Source organism: Vulcanisaeta distributa JCM 11217 (assembly GCF_001316005.1).
GTDB classification, from domain to species: domain Archaea; phylum Thermoproteota; class Thermoprotei; order Thermoproteales; family Thermocladiaceae; genus Vulcanisaeta; species Vulcanisaeta distributa_B.
In genome coordinates this window covers 57,387-75,239 of the sequence record NZ_BBBJ01000008.1, presented here as the reverse complement: position 1 = coordinate 75,239, position 17,853 = coordinate 57,387, and the positions used below count along the sequence as shown (strand labels likewise).

General features: G+C 46.8%; 25 protein-coding genes, 1 tRNA gene and 3 pseudogenes. 16 read left to right on the top strand and 13 right to left on the bottom strand.

Annotated elements, in window-relative coordinates; all coding sequences use genetic code 11:
• Positions 1–76 precede the first annotated feature (76 nt).
• A pseudogene (gene upp / locus JCM11217_RS09420) lies at positions 77–738 on the top strand (uracil phosphoribosyltransferase).
• A gap of 10 nt (positions 739–748) precedes the next feature.
• On the opposite strand, the gene JCM11217_RS09415 reads toward upp, so the two are convergent.
• The 3 genes from JCM11217_RS09415 to JCM11217_RS09405 are packed head-to-tail and all read right to left on the bottom strand — an operon-like array spanning position 749 to position 2,761.
• A complete protein-coding gene (locus JCM11217_RS09415) occupies positions 749–1,411 on the bottom strand; it encodes a bifunctional precorrin-2 dehydrogenase/sirohydrochlorin ferrochelatase (RefSeq protein WP_054842764.1) in 663 nt (220 codons plus the stop codon).
• A 22-nt stretch (positions 1,412–1,433) separates the two neighbouring features.
• On the bottom strand, positions 1,434–1,964 hold the full coding sequence (locus tag JCM11217_RS09410; RefSeq protein ID WP_054842809.1) for a hypothetical protein: 531 nt from the start codon (positions 1,962–1,964) through the stop codon (positions 1,434–1,436).
• A 32-nt stretch (positions 1,965–1,996) separates the two neighbouring features.
• Positions 1,997–2,761 carry an enoyl-CoA hydratase/isomerase family protein gene (locus JCM11217_RS09405; protein ID WP_243679051.1) on the bottom strand — a complete coding sequence of 255 codons (765 nt, stop codon included), beginning with the start codon at positions 2,759–2,761 and terminating at the stop codon, positions 1,997–1,999.
• Positions 2,762–2,807: 46 nt separating this feature from the next.
• Between JCM11217_RS09405 and JCM11217_RS15845 the strand changes: the two genes are divergently transcribed.
• The 3 genes from JCM11217_RS15845 to JCM11217_RS15835 all read left to right on the top strand — a co-directional run bounded on the left by JCM11217_RS15845 (position 2,808) and on the right by JCM11217_RS15835 (position 4,469).
• Complete coding sequence (locus JCM11217_RS15845; RefSeq protein WP_243679050.1) at positions 2,808–3,341, top strand: cytosine permease; 534 nt, start codon at positions 2,808–2,810, stop codon at positions 3,339–3,341.
• A gap of 212 nt (positions 3,342–3,553) precedes the next feature.
• The gene (locus JCM11217_RS15840; RefSeq protein WP_243679049.1) at positions 3,554–4,123 is read left to right on the top strand and encodes a cytosine permease; all 570 of its coding nucleotides are present in this window, start codon (positions 3,554–3,556) and stop codon (positions 4,121–4,123) included.
• Complete coding sequence (locus JCM11217_RS15835; protein ID WP_243679048.1) at positions 4,098–4,469, top strand: hypothetical protein; 372 nt, start codon at positions 4,098–4,100, stop codon at positions 4,467–4,469. Before JCM11217_RS15840 ends, JCM11217_RS15835 begins: the two co-directional genes overlap by 26 nt.
• Before the next feature lie 40 nt (positions 4,470–4,509).
• Here JCM11217_RS15835 and JCM11217_RS09395 read toward each other — a convergent pair whose 3' ends face one another.
• Together JCM11217_RS09395 and JCM11217_RS15830 are read right to left on the bottom strand one after the other, a co-directional pair.
• Positions 4,510–5,169, bottom strand: a complete 660-nt coding sequence (locus JCM11217_RS09395; protein ID WP_243679047.1) for a carbamate kinase — start codon at positions 5,167–5,169, stop codon at positions 4,510–4,512.
• The gene (locus tag JCM11217_RS15830) at positions 5,102–5,323 is read right to left on the bottom strand and encodes a hypothetical protein (RefSeq protein WP_243679046.1); all 222 of its coding nucleotides are present in this window, start codon (positions 5,321–5,323) and stop codon (positions 5,102–5,104) included. Before JCM11217_RS15830 ends, JCM11217_RS09395 begins: the two co-directional genes overlap by 68 nt.
• Positions 5,324–5,614: 291 nt before the next feature.
• Between JCM11217_RS15830 and JCM11217_RS15825 the strand changes: the two genes are divergently transcribed.
• From JCM11217_RS15825 to thpR, 7 genes are all read left to right on the top strand, one after another.
• Positions 5,615–5,767 (top strand): hypothetical protein, encoded by a 153-nt coding sequence (locus tag JCM11217_RS15825; RefSeq protein ID WP_243679045.1) that lies wholly within the window; start codon positions 5,615–5,617, stop codon positions 5,765–5,767.
• The gene (locus tag JCM11217_RS15820) at positions 5,764–5,901 is read left to right on the top strand and encodes a hypothetical protein (RefSeq protein ID WP_243679044.1); all 138 of its coding nucleotides are present in this window, start codon (positions 5,764–5,766) and stop codon (positions 5,899–5,901) included. The genes JCM11217_RS15825 and JCM11217_RS15820 overlap by 4 nt, the downstream gene beginning before the upstream one ends.
• On the top strand, positions 5,885–6,517 hold the full coding sequence (locus JCM11217_RS09385) for a transcription initiation factor IIB family protein (protein WP_243679104.1): 633 nt from the start codon (positions 5,885–5,887) through the stop codon (positions 6,515–6,517). The genes JCM11217_RS15820 and JCM11217_RS09385 overlap by 17 nt, the downstream gene beginning before the upstream one ends.
• Positions 6,514–6,828, top strand: coding sequence for a hypothetical protein (locus JCM11217_RS15815; protein ID WP_243679043.1), 315 nt, complete (start codon positions 6,514–6,516; stop codon positions 6,826–6,828). Before JCM11217_RS09385 ends, JCM11217_RS15815 begins: the two co-directional genes overlap by 4 nt.
• Positions 6,829–6,967: 139 nt before the next feature.
• Complete coding sequence (locus JCM11217_RS09380; RefSeq protein ID WP_054842763.1) at positions 6,968–7,405, top strand: hypothetical protein; 438 nt, start codon at positions 6,968–6,970, stop codon at positions 7,403–7,405.
• A 67-nt stretch (positions 7,406–7,472) separates the two neighbouring features.
• A complete protein-coding gene (locus JCM11217_RS15810) occupies positions 7,473–7,733 on the top strand; it encodes a 2'-5' RNA ligase family protein (RefSeq protein WP_243679042.1) in 261 nt (86 codons plus the stop codon).
• On the top strand, positions 7,681–8,004 hold the full coding sequence (thpR, locus tag JCM11217_RS15805) for an RNA 2',3'-cyclic phosphodiesterase (RefSeq protein ID WP_243679041.1): 324 nt from the start codon (positions 7,681–7,683) through the stop codon (positions 8,002–8,004). The genes JCM11217_RS15810 and thpR overlap by 53 nt, the downstream gene beginning before the upstream one ends.
• Positions 8,005–8,036: 32 nt before the next feature.
• On the opposite strand, the gene JCM11217_RS09370 is transcribed toward thpR, so the two are convergent.
• Positions 8,037–8,261: a hypothetical protein gene (locus JCM11217_RS09370; RefSeq protein ID WP_054842762.1), complete on the bottom strand. Its 225-nt coding sequence runs from the start codon at positions 8,259–8,261 to the stop codon at positions 8,037–8,039.
• Between the two features lie 249 nt (positions 8,262–8,510).
• Positions 8,511–8,598: transfer RNA gene (locus JCM11217_RS09365), tRNA-Leu, on the bottom strand.
• A 116-nt stretch (positions 8,599–8,714) separates the two neighbouring features.
• Here JCM11217_RS09365 and JCM11217_RS09360 point away from each other — a divergent pair.
• The 3 genes from JCM11217_RS09360 to JCM11217_RS15795 all read left to right on the top strand — a co-directional run bounded on the left by JCM11217_RS09360 (position 8,715) and on the right by JCM11217_RS15795 (position 11,815).
• Positions 8,715–10,559 carry a hypothetical protein gene (locus tag JCM11217_RS09360; protein WP_054842761.1) on the top strand — a complete coding sequence of 615 codons (1,845 nt, stop codon included), beginning with the start codon at positions 8,715–8,717 and terminating at the stop codon, positions 10,557–10,559.
• A gap of 84 nt (positions 10,560–10,643) precedes the next feature.
• The gene (locus tag JCM11217_RS15800; protein WP_243679040.1) at positions 10,644–11,333 is read left to right on the top strand and encodes an MFS transporter; all 690 of its coding nucleotides are present in this window, start codon (positions 10,644–10,646) and stop codon (positions 11,331–11,333) included.
• A 23-nt stretch (positions 11,334–11,356) separates the two neighbouring features.
• Positions 11,357–11,815, top strand: a complete 459-nt coding sequence (locus JCM11217_RS15795) for an MFS transporter (RefSeq protein WP_243679039.1) — start codon at positions 11,357–11,359, stop codon at positions 11,813–11,815.
• A gap of 185 nt (positions 11,816–12,000) precedes the next feature.
• Here JCM11217_RS15795 and JCM11217_RS09350 read toward each other — a convergent pair whose 3' ends face one another.
• The 3 genes and pseudogenes from JCM11217_RS09350 to JCM11217_RS09340 all read right to left on the bottom strand — a co-directional run bounded on the left by JCM11217_RS09350 (position 12,001) and on the right by JCM11217_RS09340 (position 14,460).
• Positions 12,001–12,888, bottom strand: coding sequence for an AIR synthase related protein (locus tag JCM11217_RS09350; RefSeq protein ID WP_243679038.1), 888 nt, complete (start codon positions 12,886–12,888; stop codon positions 12,001–12,003).
• Between the two features lie 226 nt (positions 12,889–13,114).
• The gene (locus JCM11217_RS09345; RefSeq protein WP_054842760.1) at positions 13,115–13,399 is read right to left on the bottom strand and encodes a hypothetical protein; all 285 of its coding nucleotides are present in this window, start codon (positions 13,397–13,399) and stop codon (positions 13,115–13,117) included.
• A gap of 142 nt (positions 13,400–13,541) precedes the next feature.
• A pseudogene (locus JCM11217_RS09340) lies at positions 13,542–14,460 on the bottom strand (DUF92 domain-containing protein).
• 206 nt (positions 14,461–14,666) lie between these two features.
• Here JCM11217_RS09340 and JCM11217_RS09335 point away from each other — a divergent pair.
• Together JCM11217_RS09335 and JCM11217_RS09330 are read left to right on the top strand one after the other, a co-directional pair.
• The gene (locus JCM11217_RS09335) at positions 14,667–15,119 is read left to right on the top strand and encodes a hypothetical protein (RefSeq protein WP_054842759.1); all 453 of its coding nucleotides are present in this window, start codon (positions 14,667–14,669) and stop codon (positions 15,117–15,119) included.
• A 34-nt stretch (positions 15,120–15,153) separates the two neighbouring features.
• Positions 15,154–15,930, top strand: coding sequence for a geranylgeranylglyceryl/heptaprenylglyceryl phosphate synthase (locus JCM11217_RS09330; RefSeq protein ID WP_054842758.1), 777 nt, complete (start codon positions 15,154–15,156; stop codon positions 15,928–15,930).
• Here JCM11217_RS09330 and JCM11217_RS09325 read toward each other — a convergent pair.
• The 3 genes and pseudogenes from JCM11217_RS09325 to JCM11217_RS09315 all read right to left on the bottom strand — a co-directional run bounded on the left by JCM11217_RS09325 (position 15,913) and on the right by JCM11217_RS09315 (position 17,778).
• Complete coding sequence (locus tag JCM11217_RS09325; RefSeq protein WP_054842757.1) at positions 15,913–16,092, bottom strand: preprotein translocase subunit Sec61beta; 180 nt, start codon at positions 16,090–16,092, stop codon at positions 15,913–15,915. The genes JCM11217_RS09330 and JCM11217_RS09325 overlap by 18 nt on opposite strands.
• 51 nt (positions 16,093–16,143) lie before the next feature.
• A pseudogene (locus tag JCM11217_RS09320) lies at positions 16,144–16,730 on the bottom strand (ZPR1 zinc finger domain-containing protein).
• Positions 16,731–16,809: 79 nt separating this feature from the next.
• Positions 16,810–17,778: a hypothetical protein gene (locus JCM11217_RS09315; RefSeq protein ID WP_243679037.1), complete on the bottom strand. Its 969-nt coding sequence runs from the start codon at positions 17,776–17,778 to the stop codon at positions 16,810–16,812.
• Between the last annotated feature and the right edge of the window lie 75 nt (positions 17,779–17,853).

The window sequence follows — 17,853 nt, the reverse complement described above, 5'->3', positions numbered from 1 at the left end:
TCATCACCTGTAGTACTTAGTTACTGAACAGCGAAAGTTCTTTAAATGTGCGCTTTCACGGTTATGGCGGGTTTCCTTGGGTAGGGTTGTCGTTATTGATCACCCACTGGCGCAGGCTATCTTAACGACTCTCAGGGATAGAAATACCAAGCAAATCGAGTTCAGGAAGGGCCTTGTTAGGCTTGGTAGGTTAATGGGTTATGAAATTGTGAAGTCCATGGACATAGAGACCATTGAGGTGGAGACTCCACTGGGCGTTAAGGCTAAGGGCGTTAGGATTAGGGATCTCGATCACGTGGTCATTATCCAGGTTCTTAGGGCTGCCATGCCGTTGGTTGAGGGTTTAGTCAAGATTTTCGCGAATGCCAGGATGGGCGTTGTCAGTGCAAGGAGGGTTGAGGAATCCCATAAACCTGGCTCGCTAGACTTTGACATTGAGATCACGTATGTGAAGGTTCCTAGGATATTTGAGGATGACATACTCATAGTCGCTGATCCTATGCTCGCGACTGGCTCTACAATAACCTCAGTGTTAAGGCATGTCTTTAAGTATGGGAGCCCGAAGAGGACGATCATAGCCAGCGTCATAGCCACTAAGTACGGAATAGAGAGGGTTCTTAGGGAATACCCATTTGCCGAGATATACACGGTTTCGATAGACCCTGAGATTAATGAGAAGGGCTACATAGTGCCTGGCTGGGTGATGCGGGGGGGGATAGGGCCTTTGGTGGTCCTTAAAGCAAGTCTCCTAATTACGAGTTGAAATCTTGCTCATTACATAATTCAAAGCCTCATTAACCAACCCCTTCCTAGCCAACTCGTTGAATTTCTCATCATTGTCCAACTCCATGTATAGACTTAGCCTGGCCCTTACGTCGCTCACGACCTCCTTAAGCCTACTCTTAACTGCATACCAAACCCTCGCCATATTCATTAACTCCTCATCCTCCCTAAGCATATTCATTATCCTATCAAGGGTTCTCCTAGCTATAATACCGCTGAGCCCCCCCTCAGTCGTTACAGCAATCCTAATGCCATTAATCTCACCCTCAAAGGGAACCACGACCTCAGTCTCATCCGCGCTCGTGGCGTCATTGAAGAACTTCCGCATACTTCTGGCCAACTCCCTAACCCTCTCATTAATTGCAGGGTCATTAGTCGCAATGACCACCAAGTCAGCCCACTCAATGTTCCTCCTAAGTAATTCCTCATCATGAGCATCACCCTTAATTAACTCTACCCTACCCTGCTCAGCATAACGAAGCAACTCACTACTAAATTCGAGACTTAACACCCTCACATTGGCCCCCCCTGCCAGGAGGAACTTAATAGCCCTCCTCGTACCAACACCGCCACCTCCAACCACAAGCACATTCCTACCACTAAACTCTATGAAGAGTGGTACCCTCACAGAGGACTTAATCGCTAGTTAATTAATTATTTTTACTTACACCTCCCAAGTGTAGGGTGTTGAGGATTAAGTCCCTAATCCTAATGATCGTGTTAAGTGAGGGCAACTCCTCATTAATGCTTAAATTAGCGTTCCTAACACTATCCTTAACCCATTCACACTCATTAATTGGCAGTTCATGGACGGACCCAGGTACGTTTGACCTAATCAATTGCTTAATGAAATTATCACCGCCAAGCCCAATGACCAACTTAGGATTACTAACTACGTCTAAGTCGAAGCCAATCATTACGATTAAGTCATAATTATCCCTCTCGAGTAATTTACTAATGATTCGCCCAAGCCCTGGCTTATTACACGGTAGGTGACGCCTCGGCATTACCACCTCAATACCGAACTTAACAAGTAGTATCGCCAGTACTGAGTAGAATTGAGGCTTAACACCCGGCGGTGGTAGTAGTAGCACATTGCCATTAATGTTTTTTGGCTTGAAAATCATTGCGTAATCATTAACGTAAACTCGATATTCGTCGCTATTGAATATCTCGATCATTAAGGGAAATACGGATACAATACTTAATAACATTACTTCTTGAGGAATTCCTCAAGCCTCGCCTTAACCTCGGGTTTCAGTGATTCCTCAGCCAGGGTATTCAAAAGCTCATCCCACCTATCACTGACCTCGTTGATTAATGAGGAGATCATTAACCTCTTAATTGTTTTGTAGACGCCGTGGGGCACGGCACTCATCTTATTAATGAGTTCTAGGGCTGCACTCAATCCCTCATCAACGTTATTGACAATTCTATGGACTAGACCCCCCCAGCTAACGGCCTCATCAGTGCTTAATTTAAAGTCCCTATCCAGGAAGAACCTGGACCTAAGCATGCCGAAGAGGTATGGCGCGAAGGCCGGTGTTACCGGCACAAGCCCATACCTAATACCGGGTAGTGAGAACTCGGAACCCCTAACGGCAACCACCTGATCAACAAAGTACAGAAGCTCTGTTGCAAATCCATAGGCCGATCCATTAACGAGGGCTATCACCGGCTTATCACAATTTGCGATAGTAACGGCTAAATCCCTAATCGCGGAGAAGTATTTCCTGGCATCCTCAATCGTCTTAAAGCCATAGATCTCGGCTAGATCAAGACCTGCGGAGAATACCCTACCCTCGCCAGTAATTATGACGCCTTTGTAATCCCTACAACCCAGGGCTACTGCATCTTTAACACTTAGGGTCAACTCTAGACTGAACGCATTCCTCTTCTCCGGCCTGTTCAATTTAATAATCAATGAGCCATCCATTGGTTTTGCAACCACAACGCCCATAAAGAAGACCCTACTCACTACAGAACTGGCTCAATAATAATTTAACCTATCCAATTCTTAAATTATGAGTAACCCTTATAAGGACTTCCTGAGACGTGGTGAGGGCATCTTGGTCTACCCAACGGACAGGTTAGAAGCCGTTAAATACGACGTGAAAAGAGGCCAAGTTGAATTAACCAGGGGGGGATACCCAGAGGAGAAGTTCCTATGGAATGTTGACTTCCACCCAACGCCAATAAGGAAGAGAAGCTGGGACTGGTATACCTATGCAGCTATTTGGTTCGGCATGGCGTTCATAGTGCCCAGCTGGTCATTGGCAAGTGTTGGCTTGTCCTTTGGCTTAGGAACTCTGGACTCGATAATCCTGGTGTTCCTGGGCAACGCAATAGTTCTGATACCAATGATAATACAGAGCCACGGTGGTGCGAGGTACGGAATACCAGAGCCCGTCTTAACGAGGACTAGGTGGGGGGGAGTCTACGGCGCCATATTCCCGAGCTGGATTAGGGCAGTCATTGGGGGGGCTGGTTGGTGGGGGGGGATAGAGACCTACATAATGACTGAGGCTGCGTGGCATATACGCAGTATTGACGCATAAGTTAAGCGTGATAGAGGGCTACGTAGCAAGGGCATCGCCAGTCCATACACATTAAGTCTAGCCTTCCCGCAGGTCTTCTGGATAACCTTTGCGGCAATAATACTACTGCAAATAGCATTGCTCTACTTCTCGCCGGTGCCTGAGGCGCAGCCGGCCCTTAAGTGGTTCGCAAGGCTCGCGGCACCGTTGGTGCTACTCGGCTTCGTAATACTTTGGTACAACTTCATGAGCTATCCCACTGGAACTTTGGGCAGATATTCTCGATTAAGCCCACGGTGACCGGAATTAATTACTGGGTTATGTGGTTTGCATTCCTGAACGCAAACATAGCCTATTGGGCCACAATGGCATTATCAATGCCGGACTACACAAGGTTCGCTAAAAGCCAATTCGCGCAGGCAGTTGGTCAGGTACCAATGCCATTCATGATGCTCATTATCGCGTTGCTCGGTGTCATGACTACGGGAGCCATAGAGCAGGTGTACCACGTAGCTATTTGGGACCCAATCCTGGCGTCAACACTATACCTAAGCCCAACACTCGCAATACTACTAAACACTCTTTTCCTACTGGCCACGTTCTCCGTCAACGTATTCGCAAACACCGTTGGTCCAGCATATGACTTTGCAAACACATTCCCGAGAAAACTAACCTGGTTCAGGGGTGCATTAATAGTGATCGCGGTCTCGGTAATACTTGGTGCATGGACTTACTACGGCTCGGCATACGGCTACCTATATAATTGGTTACTGACGTATGGCGGATTGCTGGGGGTCTGTTGAGGGCATTATAATATTTGACTACGCATTAATAAGGCGCTTTAAGTTTGAATTAACCGACGTATTCTGGAGCAGGGGTAGGTTTAGGTACTGGAGGGGCATTAACCCCCCCGCAGCCTTCATAACCTTCGCAATTGTGGAGTTCATAATCTACGCACCCTTCATACCATACCACAACATAATATTCAGCAACTCATGGCTAATATCCTTCCTACTCTCGGGCCTGATATACGTACCATTAATGACACAGTGGGTTATACCTAAGTATCAGCCTGAACTGAAGGGTTCAATATTCAGGGGAGGTTACGTAAGCGATGAGGTAATGACGGTTTTCAACAAAGAATCATAGACTGATTAAGTCCTACAAAATTAAAATTAAAATTTACCTTCTATCTCACTATCTTAGTCCCAATCTTACCCCCCCTAATGATGTCCCTAGCCCTACCTAGTGGCCCTATGTATGCTGTTTTTCCGCCGTTCCTTATGAACCTGATGGATGCCAGGACCTTCGGCCCCATACTGCCCGGTGGGAATTGACCCTCATTATAGTACCTCTCGAGTTCACTAACCGTGACCTCAGTCAACCTCTTCTGATTGGGCTTCTTGTAATTAATGTATACGTAATCCACGTCAGTCAGTATCAATAAGTAATCGGCATTAATGGCGTTGGCAAGCACCTGGCTGGCTAGGTCCTTATCAATGACAGCCTCAACACCCTGAACTTCGCCATTAACGATAACGGGGGGGATCCCACCACCACCCACGGCTATGGGTACGTAGCCCTCCCTCAGCAATAGCCTAATTAGGTCGAGCTCCATGATGCCCATGGGCTCCGGTGATGGTACAACCCTCCTAAACCCACCACGAGCATCCCACTTGAAAACCCAACCCCCCCTCTCCCTCGATAATCTATCCGCGGTCTCCTTATCATATATTGGGCCTATGTACTTCGTGGGATTTTGAAAGGCTGGATCGTTTTTATTAACGATTGACCGTGAAACAACAATGACGGGGGCTCCGCCGAATACCCCCCCGCCGCAGGAACTCATTGGTCAGGGCATTGGCTATTAAGTAGCCCATCCAACCCTCGGTAGCAGCGTCGATCATGTCAAGGCTCAGGTAATCACCAACCCTCTCGGCGAGTAAACCAGCCTGTGGCCCATTACCATGGGTAACAACCACGTCAAAGCCCTCCTCAATCATGTCGCCACATCACTCGCCGCCAACCTAACACTCTCCCACTGCTCCTCAGGTGAACCAACCTAGCACCCTCCCTCGCGAAGGCATTCCCACCCAACGCAATAACAACGAGCACGCACTAAAGCCATTATACATATTTAAATTTATTTCGTATTATTATACATACTACACATTATGTCTATACTTAAGTATATACATATCTTATTATTCCTCGCCTGATATTGTTGTATTACAACCGTATTCTCCATGACGAAAAGTATTACTTTTAAATATTGTATACGACGTATACGTTAGATGCTCAAGAAGATAGGCGATATCATGCATTTATCCCATGACAGGAGGTTCGTAATTAAACTATCACTAACGCCCCCCCCGCTTGGTATTACGATATACGACTACGCAATGAAGAGGCTGGGGGGGTTTTATACGACATTATTGGTCCCGTGAATTCACCCTACGGCCTAGTTAAGTTAGATCCTCAATTATCGAGACCTGAGGATTTCGTGGGTAAGTCCGCATACGTTAGGGATATAGACCTGAGAAGAAGGAGGGGGGGTGGTGGCCATGGTCACGGCAAATAAGTTAATTAAGACGGAGAGGCTTGTATGCCCTAATTGCGGCTCAACGGACATAGTCTTCGACCCAGAGAGGGGTGAGTTAGTCTGTAGGCATTGCGGCCTTGTGATTGAGGAGCACGTGATGGATTTAGGACCCGAGTGGAGGGCGTTTAGTGGTGATGAGGCCTTAGTCCATGAGAGGGCCAAGCCAATAAGCCCCCCCGCACTACCTGGTCAGGGCCTTGGTAATTCCGTTATTAGCGTGAAGCACAACCTACTGCTCCACAATAAGTTGAGGGCATTGATTAGGCTTAATAGGTATAATCAGTATCAATATACTGAGAGGAGGATTGCCGAACTTCTCGATGTGATTAAGCCCGTTAAGTATGAGTTGAATTTGCCCGATAACGTGATCGACGAGGCCATGGTCCTCTTCAGGCAGTTAGCCAGTAGGCATGACCTCAGGGGGGGCGTCAGGACTAAGGACCTAGCCCTGGTCCTACTCTACGTGGCCTGCAAGAGGTCTAAAGTCGTCTGCCCACTCCGCGAACTGAGGAACGCATTGAATGTCGAGAGGAGTAAGAGAATTAGTAGGTTGCTTGGCCTTGTTAGGGGGGGGTCATTGGTAATGGCGACGTGATTGTAAAGAGCCAGGAGGAGCTTGGTAGATTCCTCCAAAGGGTGATTAATGCGCTTAAGCTTAGTGAGGACATTAGGTATCACGTGACAAAGCTGGCCATGGAGATAATTAATGAGGGTCAACGTAAACGACTAACTAACGGTAGGACATTCTACGCGTTAGTTGCATCGGCGGTCTACATAGCCGTAACCCTAATGGGCGTTAGGAAGAGACAGCGTGATGTTGCTGAGGCATCCGGCGTGACTGATGTAACGATTAGGAATCGCTATAAGGAGGTTGTGTCTAAGATAAACATAATTATTGAGGTCTAGCCCTCCATGTATTAATCTATTTATTAAAAGTAATTAATTTCTTTTTAATTTCTTTAGGCCCTGGCTTGGCACGGCGCGGCTTAAGTCGCTGTGGTGTGGCTAGAAATTTTTAAAGGGATGTACTTTGCTGCCTTTGTTCGTGAGTGGTGACGTATCCTCATTAATTAAGGAGTTGAGTGATAAGGAGACGAGGATTCTTGAGGAGATTTACAAGGCTGGTGGCGAGATCATGCTTAGGGATATTTGGAGGGTCATGGGCATTAAGAGTAAGGCTGGTATGCCATTCATTAATAAGCTTGAGAAGAGGGGGGGCTTGCTCACCAAGGAGAATGTTGGTAGTGGTAAGAGGGTCATGTATAAGGTAAGGTTGACGGAGCTGGGCATGGCCGTGGCCAGGGAGTTGACGGAAGCTGGGTCATTAATGAAGGTCCTCACATACGACCTGCTAACCAGGATACCCTGCTTCTACTGCCCCTACATCGACATCTGCGGGACTACCGATGAAATAACACCCGAGAGGTGTGAGTACCTTAATAAGTGGATTTATGAGATGATTAGGAAGGGAACAGCCCAATAGTTAAAATTAAATTAATTGCTGCATTAGCATAGGTAATGTCCAGGGAGTTATATAGGTATTCATAGCCGTGGACCTGACGGATCAGCTGAAGGACCCAATAATTAAAATGCAGAGGGAGTTCATGGGCGCTGGCGTTGACATGAAGCCCGTGGAGCCCGAGAACCTACACATAACCCTAAGGTTCATTGGCGAAGTAAGCAAGGATCTTGTTGAGGAGTTGAAGAAGAGACTCGGCAATGTTAGGTATAATCAATTCACAATGCACATTAGGGGGATTGGGGGCATTCCCAAACATAGAGAGGCCAAGGGTTATCTGGGTCGGCATTGAGGAGGGCGCGAGGGACTTGATGAACCTGCATGAATTAATAATGAAGCTCACGGGAGACATCGGCGAGAGGGATGAGAGGGGTTTCGTACCACACCTAACCATTGCCAGGGTTAAGTACGTTAGGAATAGGGATAAGTACATGGAGGTTGTTAGGAAGTACGAGAACATGGACTTCGGAACACAAACCGTGGACTCAATAAAGCTAAAGAGAAGTGTGCTAACGCCAAAGGGACCAATATACAGCGATTTAATGGTAATAAGGCTATCGTAATGAGGATTATTAGGGGGGGCTTAATAAGCCGTTTAACCCTTGCGTTTATCCTTCACTGACGATATTAACAGCCACAGGAAGAAGAGTATTGATGCAACAAATATACCAACACCAGCCAATTCCCTATGCACAGACAGACTTATGGGCCTAATAAGCCTAACAAAGAGTAAAAGCGCTATTGAAAATACTAAACCCACGACTGCTACAATCGCCAGGTTAACATCATCATTACCCTCATACGTATGCTTTATGAGCATACGAAGACCGCGAGATGCATGGGCTAAAAATCCCTACTCACAGAATAATAAACTTTGGATTTCGGCCCCCACTTTAAGTAATTAAGGATTAGTAGGCGTGGTCATTGCTTAATTCATCAATGGCCATTAACGAGCAATAACCATGCTTTACTGAGTGTTTAATCACCTGGGCGCGTTTTAGGTCCTATGAAAAACAGTCACCGATTGAGATGAAAACGAATTGATTCATAGATAATTCAACTTCTGGTGCGGGGGGGGTGGGATTCGAACCCACGCAGGCCTTCGCCAACGGGACCTAAACCCGTCCCCCCCTTTGACCTGGCTCGGGCACCCCCCCCGCAAGCTCATTATTCATTGTCCTTGGTTTATTAATTTTTTGTACGTACACTTCATCGATATCTATTCGATAACTGAGAATGGTTTTTAAAGAGGGTGCTTGTTTTGTGTGTTTCGATGGATCCGATATCACTATCTATAATAGTGCTGGCGCACTGGCTGTTAAATCAGCCCGTGGCGCCTGGCGAGGATTCATACCTAGTGTTTACTGTGTTTAATCCGACGCAGGCTTACCTGTTTAACATGACCATAACCATAAACTCATCATTGATAAAGCCCATTTATTATGTCAATTCCACATCTAATTACTGCCAAATACCGGTTGTACCGCCTGAGGGTAATAGCTCATGCATTGTTTATGTGCAGGTTGATCCAGGCGTATCGATGGGTATTTACCAGGTGCCGGTAACCGTTAATTACACGGAGGTTAATATAACGACTAGCGTTAAACCACTGATTGTCTATCAGACCATATCAATACCCGTTACCACGTTGGTAACCACGACATTATATAATGGCGAGCCTGTCATAACCGGTGTTAAGACTGTCCCGGTTACGATACAGATACCGACTGTGATGGGTTCGATACCCTCAATATCCACCTCCCAATCCTCGGAGAGCGTGAGTACCAATGTTTCAATACCCATACTTGGTTATGTTGGTTTTGAGGCGACGGCCATGATAGGCACGCCGGATAATGTTGTTCAGGCATTGCCTAAGTCCTACGTACCCATAACGATATACCTAACCAACTACGGAAATACTCCTGTCTACAATGTCACGGTTACCCTATTATCAGCACCACCGCAGCTCGATATAGTAAACACAACGCAACACCTTCCAGCTTTACCACCTGGTCAACCCGTGCCATTGACGTTTTACGCATACGTACCCAACTACATACCGCAGGGTAATTATACACTGGAACTTAGGGTTGATTACTTCACGGGCGTTGACGATGTGATCAACGCAACGCTGGTGGTTCCTCAGGAGCCCATTGTCTATATTCAGTCCATAGCCACAAACCCACCTGAGGTATTCCAGGGCTACCCAATGGCCCAGTTAATACTAAGCATTGTTAACATAGGGTCTGGGATCGCCTACGACGCTGAGCTCCTCATAAATGGAACGGGCGCCTCGCCATTGGTGAGTATGCCGTTAATACTTGGTGCAATACCGCCTGGCCAGCCAATTCAGCTTACAATACCTGTGAGTCTACCGAGCAATCCAGGTAATTACACGATGAGCATAACCGTAACCTACGATGGCGGGTTAACAACCAGGTATTACGTATTAAATGTGAGGCCTAGGGCAAACCTAATAATCGTGAGTGTTAGTTATCCACAACCACCGAACCCAAGCCTATCAAACCTAGGCGCGCTTCTCAGCACAATCACCTCACCAACGCTATCGCCTGGCGCATCCAAGGTTCCAGTAACGATTACGATAATGAATGAGGGGCCCGTGGAGGCTAAGAACATAATGGTGACTATATCCACGGGCCAGGTAATACAGCCCCACGTATCATCGAGCAATCCACTCTCGGCATTAACGGCATCTCAAGCATTCATAGGTGATCTAAAGCCTGGGCAGGAAATAAACGTCACATTCCTAGTTGACGTGGACTCAAACGCAAGGCCAGGTAGTTACCCACTGGTGCTTACGTTTATATGGAATCAGACGGGTTCGCTATACCCATTGACCGAGTCAGTAACAACCTACGTAACCGTGAAGCCAGCGCCAAACGTACTACTCTGGATTGTCCTAATACTAATAATAATAGTGATTGTGATAGGGGTAATCGCCGCAATTAGAAGACGTAGGTTGGGTGGTAATAATAACCGCGGATTACAAATCTCCAATACCGGCCAGGGGGGGCCGGGTAATTACCAAAGTAGGTTGGTGAGTTATGAAGTGCTTTGTGGCGGTGATGATAGGTGCGTGGAGGTGGAGTTGGTCTAGAGGGGGGGAGTATGATGTTGCCTATGCATGGCGTGCAACTGCGATACTGGTCACTTTAACACTCGTTGTTATGTATACCGAGGGATGCTCGTACCATCACTACCAACGATTCAGAGAGACCTCAATATATCTACTGCCGATGCCTCCTGGATATTATCGATATACATCCTCATGGGTACACTATCCTCAGCCATAATGGGTAAGCTCGGCGACATGTATGGTAAGAAGAGAATGCTCATGATAACGATGATTACGTACACTATTGGCGCCCTCATCACAGGGTTCTCAACGAGCTATGGAATGCTCCTGGTGGGTAGGGCATTGCAGGGCGTTGGCATGGCAATGATGCCCCCCCTCGCCTTCGCCTTAGTTAGGGAGGAGTTTCCACCGCGCATGATACCGCAGGTCCAGGGACTAATAAGCGCCATGTTCGGGGTTGGAATGGCAGTATCACTACCGCTAGGTGCCTACGTATCCCAAACCCTCGGTTGGCAAGCCACGTACCACACGGTATATCCCTTCATCATAATCGAGGATTTAATGGTTTACCTATACATCAGGGAGAGTAGGATTAAGAACCCACAACCAATTGATTGGGTCGGCCTATTCCTACTCTCAGCATCACTGGCCAGCGGCTTAATAGCGGTCACAGACGCACCAACCTACGGCTGGACTGACCCACTAATAATGTCCCTACTTACACTCTTTGTGCTAGGCTTTGGAGTATTTGTGCTTTACGAAACAACGGTTGATTACCCCCCCTGGTTCCAATAAACCTATTAGGTAATAGGAATGTCATGGCCGCCAACATAGGCGTTGCCCTGGCCGGCTTCGCCCTATTCCTAATGGCTCAAGCCTTAACATACCTACTTGAGTCGCCCAAGCCTCTTGGTTATGACCTATCAATACTTGATGCAGGCATCATGATGATACCCATGGCCGTTGTTCAGATGATAGTTGCGCCAATAGCCGGTAGGGTAATCACGAGCATCGGCGCCAGGAAGTTGGCTGTCATTGGCTCCTCAATAGCCATAATCGGCCTATTAATGCTCACGTACACGTCATTCCTCGGCTTATCATATGTGATAGGGTCGATGTCCGTACTAGCCGCCGGCATAAGTATGGTTAATGTCGCGGTGATAAACATCCTAGTCTTCTCCGTGGGCAGGAGAAACATGGGCCTTGCCACAGGTCTTAACTCGGTCTTTAGGAACATAGGGGGTGCGTGGGGGGGCCCGCGGTGGCTGGTTCATTAATGAGTATGTACCAAGCTCAGTGCTCATTTCATTAAGGCCCCCCTGTTCTGGATAACGCTGCCTGCGAAGTTCTCCTATCAATTAATGTTTATAATAACCACGGCGCTTTACGTAATGGCTATAGTAGTTATCGTAACATTGACGCGTGAGATATTCGTGAAGGGCGAAATAAGGGCTATTGAGGCTTAGGTACTGGCCCAGCCAATGAAGTAGTCCCAACCCCCCCTATACCTAAGTATTGAGTCCCTAAAGTAAACGCCGCTACCCTCCTCAACCGTTGCAAACGCCTTAAAACCAAGCTCCTCAAACTCGGGTATGCAATCCCTCCTTACTGAGAACACGGGCAGGAACTCCTCACCGCCATTAAACACGACCTCCTCAATATTAATACCGCTGATTTCACTCACCATGTTAAGAAACTCCTCATTAACTGGTAAATCATTAATCACTATCTTAACGTTGCCGTCCATGGCCATTGTCCAAAGCACCTTACCAAGCCCATCACTTGAGTCCATACTAGCCGAAATGCAGTCTCTACGTTTCAATAATTCATTTAGTAAATTCATCTCAAGTTTGGGTCGTTTAATCATGTCTATCCCCCCCTCCTTAACAATCCTCAAATCAACCCACCTATCCAACTCATTACTATAGTATAGTTTAAACACGAGACCCGTATAACCAAAGTAAGGCTTGGTCACGAGAACATCACCAATCCTAGGCCTCCTACCTATAACACCAGCCAATGGCTTACCCACTGCGGCAACATCAATAATGTCATCAAACCCCCCCTCATTTAAATCACCACCTAAATACCTCATGCTAAGGTAGTTTGCTCCCTCATTCAACCCACTAATCAACTCCCTAAACTCATCAATACCCGAGCTGCCTCTCATGGTTATTGAGACCACGGCATAAAGAGGCCTACTTAGCTTTACGAGGAAGTCGCTACCCACTGCCATCATGACCTTCCAACCCATGTCGAAGTAGGTCATGAAGGGCATTCTCGATGTCGATAGTGATATACCATCAATCTTAATGGCCAATGCGGTGCCATCAACCTCGATAAATTCCAAGTCATTATCCTCGGCCGAACCAGTGATGTTCCTAATAATGCCTATTAAATTCGTCTCTCCAAAACCCCCCTTAACACACCGCCCATCCTGGTACTGCCTTCCCCCCCACTCATTTCAATGAGAATGTGCATGCCTCATATATAAGGTGTTGGATTTAGAGTAACGACTCACTGGGTCACTTCCTCGAGGAATTTTAATACATCCTCAGGACCACTACTCTGCTTTATCAACCCCAAAGCCTGGAGTCCTTACACAGCCTGTACCTAACGACACTCCTACTACTATCAACCTGCAAATAACCGGAATCACTAAGCTGCTTAAGCACATGCTTAACCAGCGTGAGTACCACAGGTATTGCGTCATTGAACTCCGCATACTCAAGAACCTTCTTTGGCGTGAAACTCACGCAGGTACCCCCCCTCGCATACTTAACAGCCACCCACAAGCCCCCCCTCGCAACTAATTCCTCGATTTTCTTGAAATCGGCGTAAATATTCGTTATCTGGGTCATTAAGTAGACGTAGACAGCCAGATTTAAAGGGTTCATGATTAGGTACGTATACGTAATAGCCCTGTATATCCAGGCATAAATATGCAATAAATATGCCTGTACTTATGAATGCCCATGAGGAATAATTACCTACCCGCTAGCCTTATAAATTGGGTATAATCACGCGAGGACTTATTAACAGTAATAAGGTAATTATTGAAGCCGCAGCTATTATGGCTGATACGAGCAGGTTTACATCCTCATTCTCAAGGTCATAACTACCCATGACTCTCACGGCCCTCTCACCACACACGTGAATCTCCCTATCAGTCATAACGCCACACCTAGGGCATACATACTTAGGTTGGAACAAAGCCCCCCCAAAAACACTATCAAGGACCTCACCCAGGTAACCAAGGATTAAAACAACAATGACAAGCCAAATATTCACTGAGCTTATATACCCCCCCAGGAACCTGAGCAGGTATTGAATGCCTAAGTAAGTTAGTGCTATTACGGTTGACCCAGTGAATGAGCTGAGCTCACCAAGTAATGTAACGCCACCCGACACACCAGGGTCGACTGCGGTCCAGGGCCTCGTTATCAACCTAGGCCTTGACCTACTGAGAACACCCAATTCAGAGGCCCAGGTATCCGCGTTTGAGTAGGCGATGCTAGTTACGGCCGCCGTGGAGAGTAATTGATACATGGCGATATCGTGCGCGAAGTAAGCCACGCCAGCCAGCAACGCAAGGGTGCTTGGTACCAAGCCAACAGCCAGTACCTGCTTCCAATTCCTCCCCCTTAACATCCTCGGCAGTGCCAAGCTCCTCCTTCCTCTCAACACCCACCTTGGTAAGTGCGCTTGAGCTTCCTAGGAATACCACGAATGGCAGTATTGATGATGGCCCACCAAGGAGTATCATAGAGCCTATGAGAACCGATGGTATGACGGCATCCCTCGTAATCACCCTAATCCTTAACGCGGCATAGGTCAATACTAATGATATTATTAATGCCACAACCACGATTACCAAATACGTAATTACAGCATCGCCAATGCTCGTGATTAATCCATGCATCAATTAAATGCTCGATAAGGTTTTTTAAGTATTATTTCAATACCTATTGAGTGCTTGATTATGCTCGATATGGTGCTCATGATGATTCAGAGTTACGCGGATCAATGACGATAACATACCCGGCTGACCTGAATTACTGGGTTTACAGGCAATTAGTGGGAATAGGAAGAAAAAGATATTTATATTAAAGTTTAGTTGGGGCTTCGATGGGTCGTAGGAGGAAAAGTCGTAAGAAGTTACTACTAAAGCCCAAGAAGACACTGCCAAAGATATTCACATGCCCACACTGCGGCGCACCATTGGTTAATGTGAAGATTGATAAGAAGGAGGGGGGGAAGGTACTGGTTAACTGCGGTAATTGCGGCCTTGAGGCTGAGTTCAATTACATACCAGGTTTACTCCCCCCCGTGGATTACTTCAACAAATTCGTTGACCTTTATTACCAGGGTCAGATAAAGCCTAAGAAGGAGGTAACCGTGTCATTATCCCAATTAACAACCAAGACAAATCCATTACTAAGCGAGGAGCAGGAACAGGAGACGCAGGAATCAACCGAGCCCTTCACCGAGGGTGGTGAGGAATTCAGCGAGGGCAGCGCTGAGGAGGTTTACGGCGAGGAGAGCGAGTACTCTGAGGATACAGGCTATACCGAGGAGTGATACTTAAAATTCAATAATTACTCCCTCATTCCTAATGGGTGTTAAGGATTACCTACTTAAGCGTATTGCCGAGGTCGGCACAATACACATGACATTGCTTGACCCAGATAAGGTAACCGCTAAGGAATTCAAGGAATTGGCATTGATGGTTCAGGAATACGGCAGTGATGCGCTTATGGTTGGTGGTTCACTAGGCATATCCGAGGGGCAGCTCGATGAGTACCTAAGCGCGGTTAAGGGTTCGATGAAGATACCCGTTATTCTATTCCCAGGCAGCGTGGCAAACCTGAGTAGGTATGCCGATGCCGTGTTCTTCCTCAGCGTACTTAACAGCACTGATCCGTACTTCATAGTAGGCGCCCAAATACAGGCCTCGGTACTACTAATAAAGAGGTTTAGGAACCTGGAGCCAATATCACTGGCTTACATAATAATCGGCGATGGCGGCGCCGTCGGCTACGTAAGTAATGCAAGGCCAATACCCTACGATAGGGATGACATCGCCCTAGCCTACGCATACGCAGCCCAGTTAATGGGTTTTGACATGATATATCTCGAGGCCGGCAGTGGTGCTCGCGAACCCGTGAGGCCAAGAATGGTCTCCAGGGTAAAGCAGTTGGTGAGTAAGCCATTAATCGTTGGTGGTGGCATCAGAGATCCCGAGAAGGCGGCGGAATTAGCCCGGGCTGGCGCTGACGCGATAGTTACGGGTACGATTGTTGAGGAAAAACCGGAGTTAATTAAGGACATTATAAGGGCTGTTCATGAGGGTGGAATCGCGAAGAGGAGGAGCTTAGAGGGGGGGAACTAGGAACTTCAGGATTATTATTATTACCGAGATTGCAATACCGAGGAATATAACGGCCTGCGGGCTTATCTTAATCCTCTCAATTTCCTTAGCCTCATTAAACTTAACTAACCCAGCGGCTATGAATGGTGACATCCCCCCCGATGTACGCCTACGCCTAGGCATTGATTATCGGCATTATCAGGAAGTTAAAAACTTAACTCAAGGGGGGGGTTATCACGCCATCGGGTTGAGTGGCTCTATACGGACCTCGGAATCACGACCTGGTGGCGGTTTGATTACTGAATTACCGTATGGATCCTCAATGATTATCCTAAACCTAAGACCTCCCTGAAGAGCCCTCTGTACTTTATCCTTAAACTCCCTCAGCCTACGCATACTCTCCTCATTATCCTCATTAAGAACCTCCATCCTTTCCGCAACATCAATCATCCTTAGCAATAGGCCCTCCACCGTGGTTATCATGGCCTCCGCATCAGGTCCTGGATCGATGTCAAAGCCAAGCTCAGGACTGCTTATCCTGGCGGTCCTTGACCTAAATATGTAGGTCCTATAGACATCCACATCATCCTTAATCTCGTATATTATCCTGACAGGCCCCCCCTGGAGTTTAGGTAATGAATATCAACCCTCCTATAACCGCAGTAGTCACATTGATTGCTATATAGTATTAAGTCACCAAAGGCAGGGTCATTGTATAGTATCTCAATCACATGAAGAGAATCCCTACCACATACGGGGGGGCACTTCTCAATCCCCGTATAAAGCACCTTACCATGAAAGCTCAGGTCATTATTATCCATTAATAGGTCATGGCTTAACCCCGGTATTTAAAACATATTCCAGAGGATTCATCGCCTAGAGGTGCTTAATGCCATTGACCTATCCATAACCATACAAACCATATAATAAGTAGTACCTACTTGATGATACGCCACTCACGTAGGAGTTTGATGGGGGGGTCGATGATTGTTGATGATACATTGGTATACTCACTACGGTGCTTGATTGAGGTATGAAGATTGTCATCCACGTCGTATTGACCCAAATGGTCTCGGTCGTGAAGTACTCGTATGGCCTATACAATGTGATTACGTAATTATCGAAATGCACATTAAATTCGGCGTCACTTACTGAGGTTAGGCTTGGTATGAATAAATTAGCTAAGAGATTCTCGAAGGCATTCGCAAACATCTTTTGATTACTCCCATAATCTATGTTGAAGGTCCACGTGATGTTAGCCACCTCCACAGTCCAGCCATTAAAGCTTATTGTCTCGGTGGGGCTAAGCAGGTTGCCAATATCCTCAGTGGCGCCTGGAGGTAGTGTCATGTTAACGCCTATAAATGGGATTACTGATACAACGCCGAGTAGGAACACGCCATATTGATTAACGCCACTCATTGGTGCTGGGCCCCAAACACCGGCACCGCCCTGATTGCCAATTAAGGTGTTGGTAATGCCGGCACTGTACTGTTCGTATCCGTAGTAATAATCAATGGCCCCTAATTGGGAGACCACAAAACCATTATTATAATACATGGTGGAGTCCTCAAGGTAATTCTCATAGCCAATCACACCCACGGGGGGGACCCAATAAACCAGGTTATGACCCATTAACCACTCCACATTAACCACATTGCCCACCGCCAGGCACGTGTCCCAGTAAAAGGTCCCATTGCCATCAGCATAAGCCGGAATTCCAAGGATTGGTAGGGATACGAATGTGGGTGCTGTCCATACAAAGACGTAAAGATTGGTAAGTAGGTACTTCCTAATTGATGGTTCTAGGATTTGCCCCCAATGAGTATTCCCAATAACCCACGTAGCATGGATCCACATTAAACGCACTAAATGCGGTGAGTCTCATGACGTTATTCATAAATTGAATCAATTGGCTTGGGTATATAGGGTCTATTATTAATC